Origin of the sequence: Rhodococcus ruber (assembly GCF_016804345.1) — a bacterium.
Classification (GTDB): Bacteria; Actinomycetota; Actinomycetes; order Mycobacteriales; family Mycobacteriaceae; genus Rhodococcus; species Rhodococcus ruber.
In genome coordinates, this window is the sequence record NZ_CP044211.1 from 5106952 (window position 1) to 5125342 (window position 18391).

The following is an 18391-nucleotide window of genomic DNA, read 5'->3' on the forward strand; positions in this document are numbered from 1 at the left end:
ATCCGATGTGACATTCGGTCGGTCAGGCGTCAGCCGAGGCGCTGCTTCAGGGCCTCGAACTCGTCACGGATGCCGGAGGGCACCTTCTCACCGAGGAATTCGAAGTACTCCTCGATCAGGGGCAGCTCTTCCTTCCACTCCGCCACGTCGACCTTCAGGGCCTCGTCGACGTCGTCGCGGTCGACGTCGAGGCCCTCGAGATCGAGGTCCGCCGCCGACGGCACGAAGCCGATCGGCGTGGACTGGGCACCGGCCCGGTGCTCGATACGGTCGACGATCCACTTGAGCACACGGGAGTTCTCCCCGAAGCCCGGCCACAGGAAACGGCCGTCGTCACCGCGACGGAACCAGTTCACGTAGAAGATCTTCGGCAGCTTGTCCGAGTCGGCGGACTTGCCGATGTTGATCCAGTGGTTCAGGTAGTCGCCGGCGTTGTACCCGATGAACGGCAGCATCGCCATGGGGTCACGACGGACGGTGCCGACCTTGCCCTCCGCGGCGGCGGTCTGCTCGGACGACAGCGTCGCGCCGAGGAAGGTGCCGTGCTGCCAGTCGAGGGACTCGCTCACCAGCGGCACGGTCGTCTTGCGGCGACCGCCGAACAGGATCGCGGAGATCGGCACGCCCTGCGGATCGTCCCACTCGGGGGCGAGGATCGGGCACTGCGACATCGGGGTGCAGTACCGCGAGTTCGGGTGCGCGGCCGGGGTGCCGGACTCGGGCGTCCAGTCGTTGCCCTTCCAGTCCGTGAGGTGCTGCGGATCGCCCTCGAGCCCCTCCCACCACACGTCGCCGTCGTCGGTCAGCGCGACGTTGGTGTACAGCGTGTTGCCGGCCTCCATCGTCTTCATGGCGTTGGGGTTGGAGCCGTGGTTGGTGCCGGGCGCGACGCCGAAGAAGCCGTACTCCGGGTTGACCGCGTACAGGCGGCCGTCCTCACCGAAGCGCATCCAGGCGATGTCGTCGCCGAGGGTCTCGGCGCGCCAGCCCGGGATGGTCGGCTGGATCATCGCAAGGTTGGTCTTGCCGCAGGCGCTGGGGAACGCGGCCGCGATGTAGTAGGCCTTGTCCTCCGGCGAGATCAGCTTGAGGATCAGCATGTGCTCGGCGAGCCAGCCCTCGTCGTGCGCCATGGCCGACGCGATCCGCAGCGAGTAGCACTTCTTGCCGAGGAGGGCGTTGCCGCCGTAGCCGGAGCCGTAGCTCCAGATCTCGCGGTCCTCCGGGAAGTGGGTGATGTACTTGGTGTCGTTGCACGGCCACGGCACGTCCTTCTGGCCGGGCTCGAGCGGCGCACCCACGGAGTGCAGGGCCTTGACGAACGGCTTGTCGGTGCCCAGCTTCTCCAGAGCCGCGGCACCCATGCGGGTCATGATCCGCATGGAGACGACGACGTACTCCGAGTCGGTGATCTCGACGCCGAGCTTCGGGTCGTCCGCGCCGAGCGGGCCCATGCAGAACGGCACCACGTAGAGGGTGCGTCCGCGCATGCTGCCGCGGTACAGCTCGGTCATGGTGGCCCGCATCTCGGCCGGATCCATCCAGTTGTTGGTCGGTCCGGCATCGACCTCGTTGCGCGAGCAGATGAAGGTGCGCGACTCGACGCGCGCGACGTCCGACGGGTCGGAGTTACCCAGGAAGGAATTGGGCTTCTTCTCGTCGTTGAGGCGGGTGAAGGTCCCCGCCTCGACCAGCTGGGTGGTCAGCCGGTCCCATTCCTCGTCGGACCCGTCGGCCCAGACGACCCGGTCCGGCTGAGTGAGTTCGGCGACCTCCTGGACCCATGCGAGCAGCTCGGCATGCTGGGTCGGGGGTGTGCCGTCGGTGCCGTTCAGACCGGGAATGGTCACTGAGGTCATCAAACTCTCCTGGGGTGCGCCGGAACCGGATCCCTCCCCCGACCTGCGACGAACCGTCCCAGGGACCAGCGGCGGACCCGGACTCCCCCTCTCGGCAGGGGTACCACCCGCTTCCTCCGTGGCCGAACGGACGAGGCGGGCGCCGGATGTCCTATTCATAGAGGTTAACGCCGGACTTCGGGGTGATGGCAATCGGGGCCGGTCGGAAATGTCACAGAAACGATTCAGAGGGGCGACAGCGTACCCGCATCACACCCTCCCGGCACAGGCGATTTGCCTCACTTTCCCCCGTCCAGGTGACCTTCGTCAATCCGGGTCCAGGACTCTGCCCCGTCGACGTCGCGCCGGAACTGCCACACGCCGAACCGTCCGTCGTCGCCGAGTTCGGTGACCCGGTCGAACCAGCCGTCGGCGTCGGTGTCCGAGGCGACGACGAGAGCCTCCGCGGTGGTGAACGTGACGGTCTCGGGCAACCCGTCGCCGTCGACGTCCACGGCCGGGGGCAGCGCACCCGGACCGGCCGGGTCGAGCAGCGCCGGGGCCAGTCCCGGGACGAACGCCGGACGTCCCGGGGCGGGTGGGTCGGGTTCCCCGTCGTCGATACCGATCGAACCGTCCACCATCGTGCGCTCCTCACTCCCGCGTCACACCGTCGGACGCCGTCATCGCGTTGGACGCGCCCGCCCGGCCTCCGGTTCCCGCCCGGGCGAGTACCGCGAGATCGCGCTCGCAGGCCACCAGCTTCCCGGCCCGGTCCTCGGCGCGACGTCGCAGTTCGTCGTCGACGGCGGCGATGCGCTCCCGGGCGGCGGCGATCCGGGCGGCGCGCCCGGCGGCGACGGCGGCCCCGAGCCGCGCCTCGGCGTCGACGATCCGCTCGAGCGCGACTGCCTCGAGCTCGGCCCGCACGTCGACGAGTTCCTCGAGCGCCCACCGGCGCATCCGGTCCCGTTCGGCGAGCCGGCGCCGGATCCGCACCAGCCACCACGCCGCCGCCGCGCCGAGCAGCAGGCTCAGCGGTACCGTCGCCAGCTCGAGCCCGGGCACCAGGGACAGCGGGGACACCGCGACCCGCCCCAGCCCGGCCGCCGCCGAAGCACCGATCACCACGGTGAGGCGGTCCTCCACGGAACGTCGCGGGGACGGCGGCGCGAGACGCGGGGGCGCCACCGGCGGTCCGTCCGGTCGCTGTTCGGCCGGACCGATGCGGGCCAGCCGCGCGGTGACGACCGCATCCACCCGGACGTACAGGTCGCGCACCGCGTCGCCGAGCAGGTCCGGCACGCGCGCCGGGTCCACCGACTCGAGGGCGTCGCGGACCTCGGCGGACGCCGCCCGGACGGCCGCCGAGACGGCCTGTGCGGTGTCGAGACGGGCCCGTTGCAGCTCGGCGCGGAGACCGCCGTCGTCGGCGGGAGTGGACGCGCGCAGGCTCCACCGCGCCCGTTCGGCGCGCAGCGCCGCGGTGTCGTCGCCGGCGCGCAACTCGGCGGCCGCGCGGGCCACGAGGTGGCGGGTCTCGGCGACGACGGCGGTGCGCAGGGCCCGGTCCGTGTGCGGGCCCGCGACGAGCGCCGCTGTCAGGGCCTCGTGCAGGTCCACGATCCCGGATTCGAGCCGCAGCACCGCGCCCGCGTCGCCGCCGACGACGCGGGCGCGGGCGGCGAGCGACGTCCCGACGGGCAGCAGGGTCACCGGACCGAGCCAGGGCGCGTGCCGCTGCAGCAGCGCGACGTCCCGTTCGTGCACCTCCCGCCAGTCCGGGTGTGCGTCGATGCCGGTGAGGGCGCACACCACGCGGCCGGCGCCCCGTCCGGCGGACTCGAGGACGGCGAGTTCGGTCCGGCCGAGGTAGGCCGAGGCCTCGAACACCGTCAGCACGACGGTCGCGCGGCCGTCACGGACGTACTCCGGGGCCGCGTCGAGCGCGGAGAGTTCGTCGACGAGCGCTGCGCAAACGCAGCCGTCCACCCCGGCGACCCGGACCCGCGGCGGGCCCGACGGTGCGTGCAGCCGCGTCCATCCGTCCGGGTTCCAGCGGCGCACGACGTCGCCGACGTCGGCCGGGCTCATCACGCCGTCCCGAGGAGATCGTCGAGGGCGGCCTCGATGACGTCGCGGGCCCGCGGGCCGGCCGCGATGCCGGCCAGGTCGCGGGCGAGCGCGGCGGCCCGGCGGCGGCGCGCGGATCCGAGCCGGTCGGCCACCGCCGCCGGCGCCGACCCGGGCGCGAGGACCGGCCGTCGCACCTGCGCGGCGGCACGGGCGAACGCGGCGTCGGCGTCGTCGAGTCCCTCGGTCCGATCGAGCACGACGACGAGGCGCTCGTCGCGGCCCGGGACCGGTGCCGCCGGATCCGCGGAGCGGGCGAGGGCCGCCAGATCGGCGGGGTGTGCCCGCGCGGCGAGGACGAGGAGGACGACGTCCGCGTCGAGGACCGGTTCGGGCCGGTCCGGCGAGTCGAGTTCCGCGGCTTCGACGTGCGCGGCTTCGACGTGCGCGGCTTCGACGTGCGCGACCGTCGCGACCGCCGACTCGACGGCGGTGCGGAGGGTGGGACGGACCGCACCGCCGCGGCCGGCGATCTGCACCCGCAGCGGGGCGTCGTGCCGCTCGAGAGCGCACTGGGCCTGTCGGCCGGCTCCGGCGTCGAACCGGCCGATGTCCTCGACGATCTGCCGCCACCGAGCGTGCGCGGCCCCCGCATCCCCCACCATGACCACCCCCGTGTGTCGCCGCCGATTCTGGCAGAGGGGGCCGCCGACGGCAGCGGCCCGGGGCGGGGCACCCCGAGAAAACCCGGGACACCCCGAGAAAACCCAGGGCACCCTGAGAAAACACTGTGGTCACATCAGTCCCTCCTGCCACACACTCCGTCGATACGCGACAATGGTCGGGTGAACGACGCCGATCTGGACACGACCGAGACGCTGGAGCAGGGCCCGACCCGAGGAAACCGTCTGTACCCGCGGGTGACGAGTTTCCGCTCGCGGCGGGGTGCGCTGACGCTTCCGCAACAGGAGTCGTGGGACCGCTGCTGGCCCGAGCTGGGCCGCGACGTCGGCGACGACCGGCTCGACGTCGACGCCTGGTTCGGCCGTTCGGCTCCGGTCGTGCTGGAGATCGGCTCCGGCACCGGCACCGCCGCGGTGACGATGGCCCGCGCCGAACCGCACGTGAACCTCATCGCCGTCGAGGTCTACAAGCCCGGGATCGCGCAGACCCTGCAGCAGATCGAGCGCACCTACGACACCGACACGCCGATCCGGAACCTGCGGATCCTGCGCGGCGACGCCGTCGAGGTGCTCGAGCACATGGTGGCGCCCGAGTCGCTGACCGGAGTGCGGGTGTTCTTCCCCGACCCGTGGCCCAAGGCCCGCCACCACAAGCGCCGGCTCCTGCAGCCGCCGACGTTCGCCCTGATCGCGAGCCGGCTGCAGCCGGGTGGCGTGCTGCACGTGGCGACCGACCACGCCGAGTACGCCGAAGCCATCGCCGAGGCGGGCAACGCCGAGCCGTTGCTGACGAGCCTCGACTGGGACTCCCCCATCAGCCACGAACGCCCCGTCACGAAGTTCGAGGACAAGGCGCAGCGGGTGGGCAGCAGCATCACGGAGCTCGTGTGGGGGAAGATCAGGGCATGAGCGTCCACGAAGAACTGTCCGACGTGTCCGCGGCTCCCACGGCGGACGGCACCGAGCGGCGCGAGCGGGTGCTGCTCGTGTGGGACGCCCCGAACCTGGACATGGGTCTCGGTGCCATTCTGGGTGGCCGGCCCACCGCCGCGTACCGGCCGCGGTTCGACGCGCTCGGACGGTGGCTGCTCAGCCGCACGGCCGAACTCTCCCGCACCACGACGGCCACCCTCGAACCCGAGGCGACGGTGTTCACGAACATCGCGCCGGGCAGCGCCGACGTGGTGCGCCCGTGGGTCGAGGCGTTGCGCAACGTGGGTTTCGCGGTGTTCGCCAAGCCGAAGATCGACGAGGACAGCGACGTAGACTCCGACATGTTGCGGCACATCGCGCTGCGACGCAGTGAGGGTCTGGCGGGGGTGATGGTCGCCTCCGCCGACGGACAGGCGTTCCGGGAACCGCTCGAGGAGATCGCCGCCACCGGCGTGGCGGTGCAGGTCCTCGGTTTCCGCGAGCACGCCAGCTGGGCGGTCACGTCCGAGGTGCTCGACTTCCTCGATCTCGAGGACATCCCGGGGGTGTTCCGCGAGCCGCTGCCACGCGTGAGCCTGGACTCGCTGCCCGACGAGGGCGCCTGGTTGCAGCCGTTCCGACCGCTGTCCGCCCTGCTCGTGGGCCGCAAGAGCGTGGCCGAATAGGAGAGTTTCGTGTTCGACCGCTGGGGAGAGCTCGTCCACCGCGCGCGCTTCACCGTCATCGCGGTGATGGTCGCCGGTCTGCTCGGGCTCGCCGGGTACGGCGCGGGCCTGAGCGATCATCTCAGCCAGAGCGGCTGGGACGATCCCGGCTCGGAGTCCGTCGCCGCGGCGAAGCTGGCCGACGGAACCTTCGGCCGGGACACGAACGGCGACGTCCTCGCGTTGTACACGGCGCCGGAGGGCCGGACGGTCGACGATCCGGAGTTCGCGGCGAAGGTCAAGGACAGCCTGAACTCGCTGGTCGAGGACCACTCCGAGCAGATCCTGAAGATCAACGGCGCGTACTGGCCGACCAACGGGGCGCCCGCGGTGCCCGCCCTCGCGGACGAGTCCCGGCAGCACGCGGTGGCGTCGATCGCCATCGCCGGTGACAACGACACCGAGCTGACCAACAACTTCCGCGACGTGAAGGACGAGTTCCTCATCGACGGGGTCGACGTGCAGCTCGCCGGCCTGCAACCGATCTCCGGCGCCCTCAACGACACGATGGCGCAGGACATCAAGCGCATGGAACTGCTCGCCATTCCGGCGGTCGGCATCCTGCTGTTCTTCGTCTTCGGCGGCGTGATCGCGGCCGCGATGCCGCTGATCACCGGCGGACTGACGGTCGTCGCCGCCAACGGCATCGTGCGGCTCATCACGAACTTCACCGAGGTGAACTCGTTCGTCGCCCCGGTGGTGTCCCTGATCGGCCTGGGTCTGGCGATCGACTACGGCCTGTTCATGGTGTCCCGGTTCCGGGAGGAACTCGCCGAGGGTTACGCCACGCCCGCCGCGATCCGGCGCACGGTGATGACGGCGGGACGCACCGTGGTGTTCTCCGCCACGATGGTCGTCACCAGCCTCGGCGGCCTGCTGCTGTTCCCGCAGGGATTCCTCAAGTCCGTCGCCTACGGCGCGATCGCGACGGTGTCCCTCGCGGCGATCACCTCGATCACACTGCTGCCCGCCATGCTGGCCATCCTCGGCAGGAACATCGACAAGTGGGGCTGGTCCCGGTTCGGGCAGATCCAGTCCAACGAACAGATCGAGAACAGCATCTGGGGACGCATCACCCGCTGGGTGATGCGCAACCCGCTCAAGGTCACGATTCCCACCGTGATCGGCCTGCTGCTGCTCATCGTGCCGCTGACCGGCATCAAGTTCGGCGGCATCAACGAGACCTACCTGCCGCCCGACCATCCGACACGGCTCGCCCAGGAGCAGTTCGACGACCTGTTCCCCGGCCAGCGCGCCGAGCCGGTACGCATCGTCGTCCGCGGGGCCGAGGGGGGCGACCTCAACCAGATCATCCAGACGGCCAGCTCGGCCCCCGGCCTGGTGGAGAAGTTCACCATCGAGGGCCCCGCCCGGGACGGCGTCCGCGTCGTCAAGGCCGGCCTCGAGGACCGCAACAACTCCGCGGAGACCATCGACTACCTGCATGCGGCGCAGTGGCCCGACGGCGTGGAGGTACTCGTCGGCGGGACACCGGCGATCGAGCAGGATTCGATCGCCGCCCTGATGAACACGCTGCCGCTGATGGTGACGGTGGTCGTGGTGCTCACGACCCTGCTGATGTTCCTGGCCTTCGGGTCGCTGGTGCTGCCGATCAAGGCGGCGCTGATGAGCGCCCTGGGCCTGGGCTCGACCCTGGGCATCCTCACGTGGATCTTCATCGACGGCCACGGGGCCGGCCCACTGAACTTCACCCCCGGCCCCATCATGTCGCCGGTGCTCGTGCTCATCATCGCGATCATCTACGGCCTGTCCACCGACTACGAGGTGTTCCTGCTCTCCCGCATGGTCGAAGCCCGCTCGCAGGGGGCGAGCACCACCGAGTCCATCCGGATCGGCACGGCCCACACCGGCCGCATCATCACGGCCGCAGCGCTGATCCTGATCGTCGTGACCGGTGCCTTCGGCTTCTCCGAACTGGTGATGATGAAGTACATCGCCTACGGCATGATCGCGGCCCTGATCATCGACGCCACCGTCATCCGCATGCTGCTCGTTCCGGCGACGATGAAACTGCTCGGCGACGACTGCTGGTGGGCGCCGGCGTGGATGAAACGCATCCAGGCCAAGATCGGGCTCGCCGAACCGATCCTCGACAACGAGCTCATGCCGCAGGACGTGCCGGAGCTGATCACCGTCGGCATGTTCGGCCCGGCCACCGTCGCAGCCACCGGATCGCATCGACTGCCGACCGTCGCCGGCGTCGCCCTGGACGATCCGATGACGCAGCCGCTGCCGAAGATCGCCGCACCCCGCTCGGCCGCCGAACAGCGACGCGTGCGCGACCTCCAGCCGCCCGTCCGCCGGTCGGCGCCGCCGCGCCCCTCACGCCCGGTGGAGCCCCCGGCACGGGCACCGGAGGATCGGGACCGGCCGCCCCGCCGCCCGACCGGTGCCGCCCCGGCCTCGCCGGCACGGCCGCAGCAACCGGCGGCCCAGAATCCGTCGGGCCGGATCCCGGCACCGACGCCACCCCGGCCGGCTCCCGCCCAGGACAGTCCCCGTCCGCCCGCCCAGGACAGTCCCCGTCCGCCCGCCCAGGACAGTCCCCGTCCGCCGGCACCCGAACCGCGGCCACCGCGCGCCGAGCCGACGCAGGCGCCGCAACCGCTGCCGCAACGTCCCCTGCCCCAGCGGCCCCGCCCGCAGCAGGCCCCGGATCCGCAGGCGCCGTCCCCGGCCCCGAGCGGCGAGCCGGGCGGCGTTTCCCCCGCGGGGCGGCCCGCCACGCCCCCGTTGCCCCGTCGGCAACGCGGCGACGTGCCACCCCCGGTGACGCAGACCTACGTGCGTCCACAACCGCCGCAACCGCGCTCTTCCGGCGCACCCGTCCGGGACCCGCAGGCGATCGAGAACTGGCTCTCACAGCTGCGCCGGGCGAATCCGCGGACGGCGGATCAGCCGGTCACCGGCGATCGGACGCAGACGACACCGCCGGCGGAGACCGGCGCCCCCACCGACGACGCCCCGGCCCAGCGGGCGCAGGCCGACGAGCAGCACGCGCAGGGCGGCCGGCACGGCGGAGCCGAGAACAGCCAGTCGATCAGCGTGAGCGAACTGATCGCGCGGCAGCGCCGCGACTGACCCGCCGCGACTGACCCGCCGCGACTGACCGGCCGCGACTGACCCGCACGGATCAGTCCGCGTCGTGCCCCGACTCCGACGAGCCGGCTTCCCGGCCGGCGAACGCCTTGGCGTAGCGGGTGCCGACCGCGAGCAGTAGCAGGCCCACGACGATGAAGGCGACGACCCGCCACACCCCTTCGAGGGCGGCGAGGTCGAAGAGGAAGAGCTTGGCGAGGGCGGCACCGGTCAGCGACAGCCCGGCGGCCAGCGCGGCATGCGCATACTCGGTGCGGGCGAGACCGAACGCCAGCATCGCGGTCGCCGCGATCATCCAGCAGATGGTCGCGGCGGCGTGCCCGGCGACGAACCCCGCATCCGCGCCGCCCAGGAGGACGCCGGCCGTGACGAGGGCGGTGGTCACCGCGTACAGCACCACGAGCGCCGCGCCGCTCCACACCCAGGGCACGCCCCGGTCCCGGACGAGATGCAGTCGTGTCGCCGTCCACGCGAACAGCAGCGTGACCGCGGCGAGCAGGACCGACGTGACCAGCGTGGTCACGTCGAGGCGGTCCACCGCCTGCATCCGGTCGGTGAGATTCTCGATTTCGGCCCCGTCGTAGAACATCGCGCCGCCGAGCACCCAGAAGCCGAGGCCGGCGACGAACAGCAGACGTGAGCGCATCGATGCGGCCGCGCCTGCATAACCGGCGGCGACGGCGAGCAGGACGGTGGCGGCCGCGTCGGGGCTCGCACCGGTGAGGCATGCGTGCAGCAGCGCGAACGCCGCCACCGCGGCGGACGCCACCCGAAGCGGGCGCGACCGGGGGCCGGCGAGCGCGAACAGCGCGAGGTACCCGGCGGCGGCCGTGGCTTCGAGTGCGACGGCGGGCCACCGGTCCAGCCTTGTTCCGACCGTGAGCAGCGGCAGTGCCGCGACCGCCAGGCACACCGCGGCGACGACGTCGCCCGGGTCCCGGCGCAGCAGCAGCACCGCGGTGCCGGCGACGAAGACGGCCACCGCCACCGGGAATCCGACCAGCCAGGCCTGCTCGCCGCGGTCGGCTAATTCGCCCCCGCCGATCGTCGCCTGCAGGACCGCGACGATCGGCACGACCCGCGCGAGATGCAGCAGCGCCCAGTTGCGCTGCCACTGGGCCGGGAAGCTCGCGACGAGCAACACCAGCAGGAAGCCGAGCAGCGGCAGCGGGTCGCCCTCCGACAGGACCGGGGCGAGCAGTGCGGCACCGAGCACGAGCAGCACGGCCAGGATCCGGTCCGACCAGCGCACCGCGAGCGCGACGCCCGCGCCGGCGACGACGAGCGCGGCGGCCAGACCGACGACCGCCGGCACCCACCGGTAGTACGCGGTCGCGGCGAAGACCACCAGGTAGCCGCCCGCGAAACCGGTCGCGGCCAGGGCGGCCCCGCCGACGCGTCCGCCCTCGCGGCGGTGCACCCGGATCCCGGCAGCCACGAGCGCGGCCGACAGCACCGCACCGGAGACGACGCGGGGCACGGGACCGAAGATCCCGGCCTGTGCGGCGAGCACGAGCAGCATCACGACGCCGATGAGGGTGACCGCCACCCCGGCGACGGCGAGCAGGCGGCTGATCACGCCGTCGCGCTGCCACCACGGTTCCCGCGCCGGTGCCGACGGTTTCGGTGGGGCCACCGGCGGGACCGGCCGTCGGGGTGGCGGCGGGGTCCGCGTCATGGACGGCGCCGGCGGCGGGGCCGGCACCGGGCTCGGGGTCGGGGCCGGTACGGGCGCCGGTACGACAGCGAGGCGGTCGAGCTGGGCCCGTAGGTGTGCGACGTGCGCGCCGACGGCGTGCAGGTGCTGTTCGAGCGCGTAGCACTCGCCGGACAGCTGGGCGACGAGCCGCGGATCGAGACCGGGCGGAGTCGGCGTACTCATGCCTACATGGTCCGCGGCCCGGCGTCCGTGGGCATGAGTATCACTACCGCACATGCGGCTCGGGTACTGCTGCCTAGCCCAGCAGTTTGCGTAGGGTCGTCCCCAGCGGGTGCTTGACGTTGACGGAACCGAGGCGGACGGTCCCGTCGACGATCAGGTGCAGCGGACCGAACGGGGGTCCGTTGCGCACCTTCGACTGGGCACTCGCGGCGACCGTGTCGAGACCGTTGATGTCGGCCGTGGCCTCGGCGGGGACGATCAGGGTGAGGGAGCTGAGGTAGTCGTCGACCTGGATCCGCACGACCTGGGTGCGCATGACGGCCTCGGTGAAGTCGAGGGTCACCGAGGACATCAGGGTGTCGAGCCGCAGCACCGGTGGCACCTCCCACCGGCCCTTGCGGCTGAGGGTGGACATCCGGCCACGGATGGTGGGTACCTGCATGTGCGGGGACGGCGCGGGATACACCGGGCCGGACACGGGTGGGGCGGAATGCCCCGGGCCGGGCACGGGTGGCGCCGGGACGGGACCGGGCTGGGCGGGGTGCGGCAGGTATTCGGGCCGCACCTGCACGCCGGGCAGGTCGACGAGCACGGCGTTCAGTTCTCCGCGGGTCTTCGCGGCCAGCGCGGTGTCCATCCGCTCGGTGAACTCCCCCAGCGACAGCATCCCCTGCCCCACCGCCCGTTGCAGCAACGTTCCGACGTGTTCGCGCTCGGCGTCCGAAACACGCAGATCCCTCGACTCCATGATCGACAGGGTAGGCGCTGCCGCGCTTGCCGGACGATCATGAAGCGAGGAATCGTCGGGCTCAGACCGCCGAGGCGGGCCACCGCGCCGCGGACGCGAAGACCCCGGCGGGGTCGTAGGCCGCGCGGATCCCGGCGAGCCGCGCACGCTGGGCCGGGGTCCACGCCCTCGCCACCCGAGCGGCAGGGACACCGTCCGCCGCGCCGGCGAAGTTCGTCGACGCGCCCCCGGTTCCCCACGGCGCGAGTGCCTCGACGACGGACTCGAGGGCACCGGGCACCGCGTCGGCGACGGGCGGCGCCAGCACACCGACCGTGAACAGATTGAACGCGGCGTCGCGACCCCCGACCGCGTTGGTGGTCTCCGGCGGAGCGCTCAGGGCGCCACCCATCGCGCGGAGCTCGGCGAACGCGATCGGCAGCCCGCCGGCGGGACCGGCGACCGCGAGCAGGGCGTCGAGGGCGGCGTCCGGGAGTTCCCGCAACAACACGGAACGTTCCGCGGCGGGCATCGGATCGGTGGGGTCGGCATGGATCGAGCCCAGCGCCGGGTACACGATCTCGGCGACGGTGTCGAGGATCGGGGTGGCCGCCGCCCGCATCGGGGCGAGCACTTCCACCCCGTCCTCGTGGTCGTCGACGTGCGCGAACCGCACGTGCACGGCGGTGCGGCCGCGCAGCGGCTCGGGCAGGACGGGCAGGGGCGGGAAGTTGACGATCGCCAGCGAGCTGGACACGGACATCGGCGCCGCGGAGATCCAGTCCCGCCAGCGGCGCAGCACGGCCGGTGCGTCGGCGATGTCGTAGAAGAGGCCGCCGCCGTCGAGGGTCTGGATGGGGAGCAGCTCGAAGGTCATCTGGGTGACGATCCCGAACGCCGCGCCGCCGCCGAGCAGCGCCCAGAACAGGTCGGGTTCCTCGTCGGGGGTGACCCGCCGCAGCTGTCCGTCGGCGGTGACGACCTCCATCCGCAGCACCCGGTCGGCCGCGAAGCCGTGGGTGCGGGCGATCGGTCCGAGACCACCGCCGAGGGTGTACCCCACCACGCCGACGTCGGGCGACGACCCGGCCAGCGGTGCCAGCCCGTGCGGGGCGGCCGCATCGAGCACCTGCCGCCAGCGGACCCCGGCCTCGACGGTGGCGGTGCGCTCGGCCCGGTTGATGCTCACCCCGTCGAGGAGGGCGGTGTCGACGAGGATGCTGTTCTCCGGTGCGGGGGCCGCGCCGTGGCCGGTGGCCTGCACCGCGACGGTCAGTCCGCACTCGGCCGCGATCCGGACGGTGGTGGCGACGTCGGCGGCACTCGAGGCGACCACCACCGCGGCGCTGCGGTGCACGGTGGCGACGTTGAAGCCGGTGGCGGACAGGCGGTAACCCTCGTCGTCGGGGGCGTGGACCGCGCCGGCGACGGCGGTGCGGAGGCGGTCGGCGACGGACGTGGCGGCCAGGGTCGGGGACGGCTGGTGGGACATGATGCTCCTCGGTGGGGACGACTCGGGGTCCCCACCAGGACAGCGAACGGGGCTTAGCGGCCGCTTAGCTCCGGCTGGGCACCGACGTGCCCCGTCCGGCACAGCCGGTCGAGCAGCGCGCTCACCTCCGCGCGGTCCAGGCCGGCGCCGAGACCGACGTACCGTTCGAACTCGGTCCCCCCGAGCGCATCGCGGACGACCGCCACCTCGCGCGGCCCGTCGACGGGATCCATCACCTCGGGCAGGAAGCCGATGCGGCCACCGAGGGCACGGACCGCGCCGAGCAGCATCGCGCCGACGTCGGGTGTGCCGAGCCGGGCCACCAGGGCCGCGGCGCTGTGGACGAGTACCAGCCACGACGTCACGTCACCCTCGGCCTCGAGAACCGGCTGCATCACCCGGACCGCGTCGAGCGCCGCATCCGTGTCCCCGACGTCCATCGCGGTGCGCATGAGGGTCCACGACGCCGAGCCGACCGCCCAGCCGTGGCCGCAGCGCTCGCCCGTCTCGACGGCCTCGCGCAACACCTGCTGGGCCCGCTCGGGCCGGCCGAGGAAGCGCAGGATCATGCCCTCGATGAGCAGCGCGTCGGCGCGCTGCCACACGGCACCCTCCCGGCGCAGGACGTCGGCACTCTCGTGGGCCGCGTGCAGGAACTCCTCGGACGGTCCCGTGATCGCGGAGCAGTACGCCCACCAGGAGCGCATCCATGCCTCGGTGACGGCATCGCCGGTGCGCGCCGCGGTCTCGGCGGACCGGAGCAGCGCGGCCGCCGCGGTGGCCGGGTCGCCCGCCAGGTAGGTGAGTCCGCCCAGTCCGGTCAGCGCCGACGACAGGGTCGCATCCGGGACGACGGCGGCGGACCCCTCCACCGCCCCGAGCCCCGCCGAGATCACCCCGAGGCCCTCCCGGATGTGCCCGCGCCGGTACCAGAACCAGTAGAGCGCTCCGGCGAGTTCGAGCAGGTAGACGGCGTCGCCGGCGGCTGCGGCGGACGCCGCCGCGGCCCGGTGCTCGGCGATGTCCGCCGTCAGGGCGTCGAACGTCTGCCGCGCCCGGGAGCCGCGCAGGTGCGGCGTCGCCGCGAGGGCCCGCCGCAGCACGAACCGGCGGTGCACGACGGCGGTCCGGTCCCGTTCGGACGCGTCCACGCGTTCCAGGGCGAACTCCCGGATCGTCTGCAGCATCGAGTACCGCCGCGGCGACGACGCCGGTTCCACGCGTAGCAGCGACCGTCGCACGAGGGCGGTCAGCGGCGGCAGGACGCTCAGCGGCGGCGCGCTGCCGTGCACGGCGGCGGCGCCCTCGAGATCGAAGCTGCCGGCGAACACCGCCACCTCGCGCAGCAACCGCGCCTGCTCGTCGTCGAGGAGCCGGTAGCTCCACTCGATCGCGTCGGCGAGTCCGCGTTGCCGAGGCGGAGCGGTGCGAGAGCCGCCCTGCAGCAGCGCGAACCGGTCGCTCAGCCCCTCCGCGATCTGCTGCTCGGACAGCACCCGCAGCTGTGCCGCCGCCAGCTCGATGCCCAGCGGGATCCCGTCGAGCTCGGTGCAGATGCGGCGCACGGGCTCGGTCACCGCGTCGTGGATCGTCCAGCCCGGCACCACCCCGGCGGCCCGGACGCCGAACAGCTCGACGGCCGCGTCCTCGTCCAACGGCGGCACCTCGTAGACCCATTCGCCGTCGAGGCCGAGCGGCTCCCGGCTCGTCGCCAGGATCCGCACGCCGGGGCAGCGCTCGAGCAGCGCCGTCACCAGCTCCACGACCCCGTCGAGCAGGTGCTCACAGTTGTCCAGGACGAGGACGAACTCGCGGGGGGCGAGGACCGTCGCCAGGTGATCGACGGTTCCGGGGCCGAGGATCTGCAGGGCTGCCGCCACGGTCGCGGCGACCAGCGCGTCGGCGCGCACCGCCCCCAGGTCCACGAACCACGGTCCGTCGGCGCGGCGTTCACCGCCGTGGCGGCACACCTCCACCGCCAGACGTGTCTTGCCGACCCCGCCGGGGCCGACGAGCGTGACCAACGGTTCCCGGGCCACCGCCGCACCGACCTCCGCGAGTTCACGGCCGCGGGCGACGAGGGCGGTGCGTGGGCACGGCAGAGTGGAGTTCGGGTTCCGCGGGGCCGCGGCCGCCGGCGGGATCGCCGTGCCGAGCAGCCGCGCGTCGTCCTGCCGCAGCACCGCCGTTTCGAGTTCGCGCAGTCCGGTGCCCGGTTCGATGCCGAGTTCACCGTCGAGCACGGTGCGCACGCGGCGCAGCGCCGCCAGCGCGTCCGCCTGCCGGCCCGCCCGGTAGAGGGCGACGACCAGCAGTTCCCAGGCCCGTTCGTCGAGCGGGTGCGCGGCGACGAGCCGCTCGGCGGTCTCGACGACGTCGGCGCCGCCCAGGTCCAGCCGGATCTGCAGCAGGGCCTTGCGGGTGCGCAACTCGACCGCCGTCAGCCGGGCGACTTCGGGGCGCACGAACTCGGCGTCGGCGACGTCGGCGTAGGGCGACCCGCGCCAGCACGAGAGGGCTGTCGCGTACGCCTCGGCGGCGGCCTGAGCGGCGCCCTGCTCGCGCAGCCGGTCGCCCCGCGCGACGAGGTCGGTGAACCGGACGGCATCGATCTGCTCGGCGGCGACGGCGAGCCGGTACCGCGAGCCCTCCCGGACGATCACGCCCTCGTCCCCGCGCGGCCGCTGCGGGCTGAGCCGGTCGCGCAGTTTGGAGACGGCGAAGTGCAGCGAGCTCGTCTTCGGGTCGTCGACGTCGTGCCAGACCTGCTCGAGCAGCCGCTCACCCGACACGTCGCCCGGGAACGCGACGACGAGCGCGGCGAGCAGGGCGCGCTGCCGGATGCCACCGAGGTCGACGGGTCGTCCGTCGACGCTGACGGCGAAGCCTCCGAGTACGCCGAGCGCCACGCCAGGGGTAGTCATCCGCGCTCCGCCTTTCGATCGAGCACGCCACCGCCGCAACCGGACTGCGGAAGCGGTCGAATTCTAGAGGACCGGTGACGCCCGGTGCGCTAGTCCAGTCCCTGTTCGATCGCGTACCGGGTCAGCTCGACGCGGTTGGCCAGCTGCAGCTTGCGCAGCGTGGCCTGGACGTGGTTCTCCACCGTGCGGTGGCTGAGGGTGAGCCGGGCGGCGATCTGCTTGGCCGACAGTCCCTTCGCGACGAGCCGCAGCACCTCGGTCTCGCGTTCGGTGAGGGTGGGCGGGGCGGGGGCGCGCCGGCCGGAGTCCGACGACATGCGGCGGTACTCGCCGGAGGACATGCGGCGGTACTCGCCGAGGACCAGACCGGCCAGGCCGGGCGTGAACACCGCCTGCCCGGCAGCGGTCGCCCGCACGGCCTCGGCCAGCTCGGCGGCCGACGCGCTCTTGACCAGGTACCCGCAGGCACCGGCCTTCACGGCCCCGAGGACGTCGTCCCGCTCGGAGGACGCGGACAGCACCAGCACGCGGCTGGCCGGGGAGGCCCGGAGCACGGCGACGGTGGCCTCGGTGCCGGTGCCGTCGGGCAGCGTCATGTCCATCAGCACGACGGCCGGCTGCACCGCCGCGGCCCGGCGCGCGGCCGCACCGACGCCGTCGGCGGTGGCGACGACCCGGAAGCCGGCCGCGTCGAGGTCCCGCGAGACGCCGTCGCGCCACATCGGGTGGTCGTCGACGACCATCACCGTGATCGGGCCGCTCGTCGCGCTGTCCTCACCCACCTCGTGCTCCCCTCTTCGGAATCCGGATCTCCCATTCGGTGCCCGCACCGGGCGCGCTGTCGAGCACCGCGACGCCACCGAGCCACTGCGCGCGGCCGACGATCGACTTCGACACACCCATCCGGCCCTCGGCGCGGGCCTCGGCGAGCCGCCCGTCCGCGATGCCCTTCCCGTCGTCGCGGACGCTGAGGATCACCTCGTCGCCGAGGTCCTCGACCAGCACGTACGCCTTCGCCCCGGCACCCGCGTGCAGCGTGGTGTTGGTCAGCGCCGTGGTGGCGATCGCCGCCAGTTCCGCGGCGCGGACGCGGTCGAGCAGGACCGGGTCGGCGGGCGCCGAAACGGTGACGCCGGCACCGGCCTGGCCCCGCAGCAGCGCCCGCAGGTCCACGAGTTCGTCGCCGCGGTCGAGCCGGGTGCCCTGTTCGGAGACGAGCATCCGCAGCGCGGCCTCCTGTTCCCCGGCGAGCCGGGCGAGTTCGGCGGCCTCCCCGCCGAGAGCGGTGCCCCGGCGCCGCACCAGGGCCAGGACCTGCAGCACCCCGTCGTGCACCTCGCGGGCGAGCCGGTCGCGTTCCTCGGTGGCGGCCGCCACCCGCACGGCCTGTTCGAGCTGCCGGTGCGCGCGCCGGGCGGTGGTGGTGGCGAATCCCATCGCGACGCCGACCGCGACGAGGACGGGGGCGGTCGCGTCCCGCCACAGGTCGAGGTTGATCTGGTCGCGGACCACCGCGCTGACCGAGGCCATCGCCAGCGCGGATGCCACGCCGGCGGCGGGACCGCCGAGGATCGCGGCCGAGAGCACCGCGTTGGCGACCCAGAGGGTGGTGGGCAGCGTCTGATGGGCGCTGTACCAGTCGTGGTCGGCGACGAGCCGCGTCGCGCCCATGAGTGCGACCGCGACGACCTGATCCATCCCGACCACCACGGCGCGCCGGCCGACTCCCTGCGACAGCAGCACCGCCGACACGCCGGACCACACCGCCAGCAGCGCGACGAAGAACCAGCTGAGCTGCGGGGAGGTGTAGTGGGTGACGGTGGAGAACTGGGAGCTCACGGCGTAGACGACGGTGACGAGCCGGAACACCTGCGCGGCCCGCCACAGCGGCGCGTCCGGGTCGGCGCCGATCCGGTCCCGGGCGGGTGCGGCGGGCACGGCGACGCGACGCGGCGGCCTGTCGTCGGCTCTGCGCCGGACCATGCGGACGTTCCCCTTCCCGGTCGGTCGTCGCG

The 18391-nt window shown here is 73.1% G+C and carries 13 protein-coding genes; 3 read left to right on the plus strand and 10 right to left on the minus strand.

Annotation, left to right across the window (positions count from 1 at the left end; translation table 11 throughout):
• Positions 1–29: 29 nt before the first annotated feature.
• The 4 genes from F1734_RS23350 to F1734_RS23365 form a co-directional block, all read right to left on the minus strand.
• Positions 30–1859 carry a phosphoenolpyruvate carboxykinase (GTP) gene (locus F1734_RS23350; protein WP_010593535.1) on the minus strand — a complete coding sequence of 610 codons (1830 nt, stop codon included), beginning with the start codon at positions 1857–1859 and terminating at the stop codon, positions 30–32.
• Between the two features lie 278 nt (positions 1860–2137).
• Complete coding sequence (locus F1734_RS23355) at positions 2138–2482, minus strand: DUF6802 family protein (protein ID WP_010593536.1); 345 nt, start codon at positions 2480–2482, stop codon at positions 2138–2140.
• 10 nt (positions 2483–2492) lie between these two features.
• Positions 2493–3932 carry a hypothetical protein gene (locus F1734_RS23360; protein ID WP_010593537.1) on the minus strand — a complete coding sequence of 480 codons (1440 nt, stop codon included), beginning with the start codon at positions 3930–3932 and terminating at the stop codon, positions 2493–2495.
• Entirely contained in the window at positions 3932–4576 is a 645-nt protein-coding gene (locus tag F1734_RS23365) for a hypothetical protein (RefSeq protein ID WP_040274909.1), read from the minus strand. The genes F1734_RS23360 and F1734_RS23365 overlap by 1 nt, the downstream gene beginning before the upstream one ends.
• Positions 4577–4720: 144 nt before the next feature.
• On the opposite strand from F1734_RS23365, the gene trmB reads away from it, so the two are divergent.
• Genes trmB through F1734_RS23380 form a run of 3 tightly spaced genes read left to right on the plus strand, consistent with a single transcriptional unit; the run spans position 4721 to position 9333 of the window.
• A complete protein-coding gene (gene trmB, locus F1734_RS23370; RefSeq protein WP_172603663.1) occupies positions 4721–5503 on the plus strand; it encodes a tRNA (guanosine(46)-N7)-methyltransferase TrmB in 783 nt (260 codons plus the stop codon).
• Positions 5500–6192: an NYN domain-containing protein gene (locus F1734_RS23375; RefSeq protein WP_010593540.1), complete on the plus strand. Its 693-nt coding sequence runs from the start codon at positions 5500–5502 to the stop codon at positions 6190–6192. Before trmB ends, F1734_RS23375 begins: the two co-directional genes overlap by 4 nt.
• A 9-nt stretch (positions 6193–6201) precedes the next feature.
• On the plus strand, positions 6202–9333 hold the full coding sequence (locus tag F1734_RS23380) for an MMPL family transporter (RefSeq protein WP_102031631.1): 3132 nt from the start codon (positions 6202–6204) through the stop codon (positions 9331–9333).
• 52 nt (positions 9334–9385) lie between these two features.
• On the opposite strand, the gene F1734_RS23385 is transcribed toward F1734_RS23380, so the two are convergent.
• From F1734_RS23385 to macS, 6 genes are all read right to left on the minus strand, one after another.
• The gene (locus F1734_RS23385) at positions 9386–11233 is read right to left on the minus strand and encodes a DUF2339 domain-containing protein (RefSeq protein WP_064066271.1); all 1848 of its coding nucleotides are present in this window, start codon (positions 11231–11233) and stop codon (positions 9386–9388) included.
• A gap of 73 nt (positions 11234–11306) precedes the next feature.
• Entirely contained in the window at positions 11307–11981 is a 675-nt protein-coding gene (locus F1734_RS23390) for a DUF1707 SHOCT-like domain-containing protein (protein WP_017681937.1), read from the minus strand.
• 61 nt (positions 11982–12042) lie between these two features.
• Positions 12043–13452: an FAD-binding oxidoreductase gene (locus F1734_RS23395; protein WP_064066270.1), complete on the minus strand. Its 1410-nt coding sequence runs from the start codon at positions 13450–13452 to the stop codon at positions 12043–12045.
• 53 nt (positions 13453–13505) lie between these two features.
• On the minus strand, positions 13506–16376 hold the full coding sequence (locus F1734_RS23400) for an AfsR/SARP family transcriptional regulator (protein ID WP_238424044.1): 2871 nt from the start codon (positions 16374–16376) through the stop codon (positions 13506–13508).
• Between the two features lie 89 nt (positions 16377–16465).
• Positions 16466–17119: a LuxR C-terminal-related transcriptional regulator gene (locus F1734_RS23405; RefSeq protein ID WP_225223230.1), complete on the minus strand. Its 654-nt coding sequence runs from the start codon at positions 17117–17119 to the stop codon at positions 16466–16468.
• Positions 17120–17150: 31 nt separating this feature from the next.
• Entirely contained in the window at positions 17151–18359 is a 1209-nt protein-coding gene (gene macS / locus F1734_RS23410; protein ID WP_010593547.1) for a MacS family sensor histidine kinase, read from the minus strand.
• Positions 18360–18391: the final 32 nt, after the last annotated feature.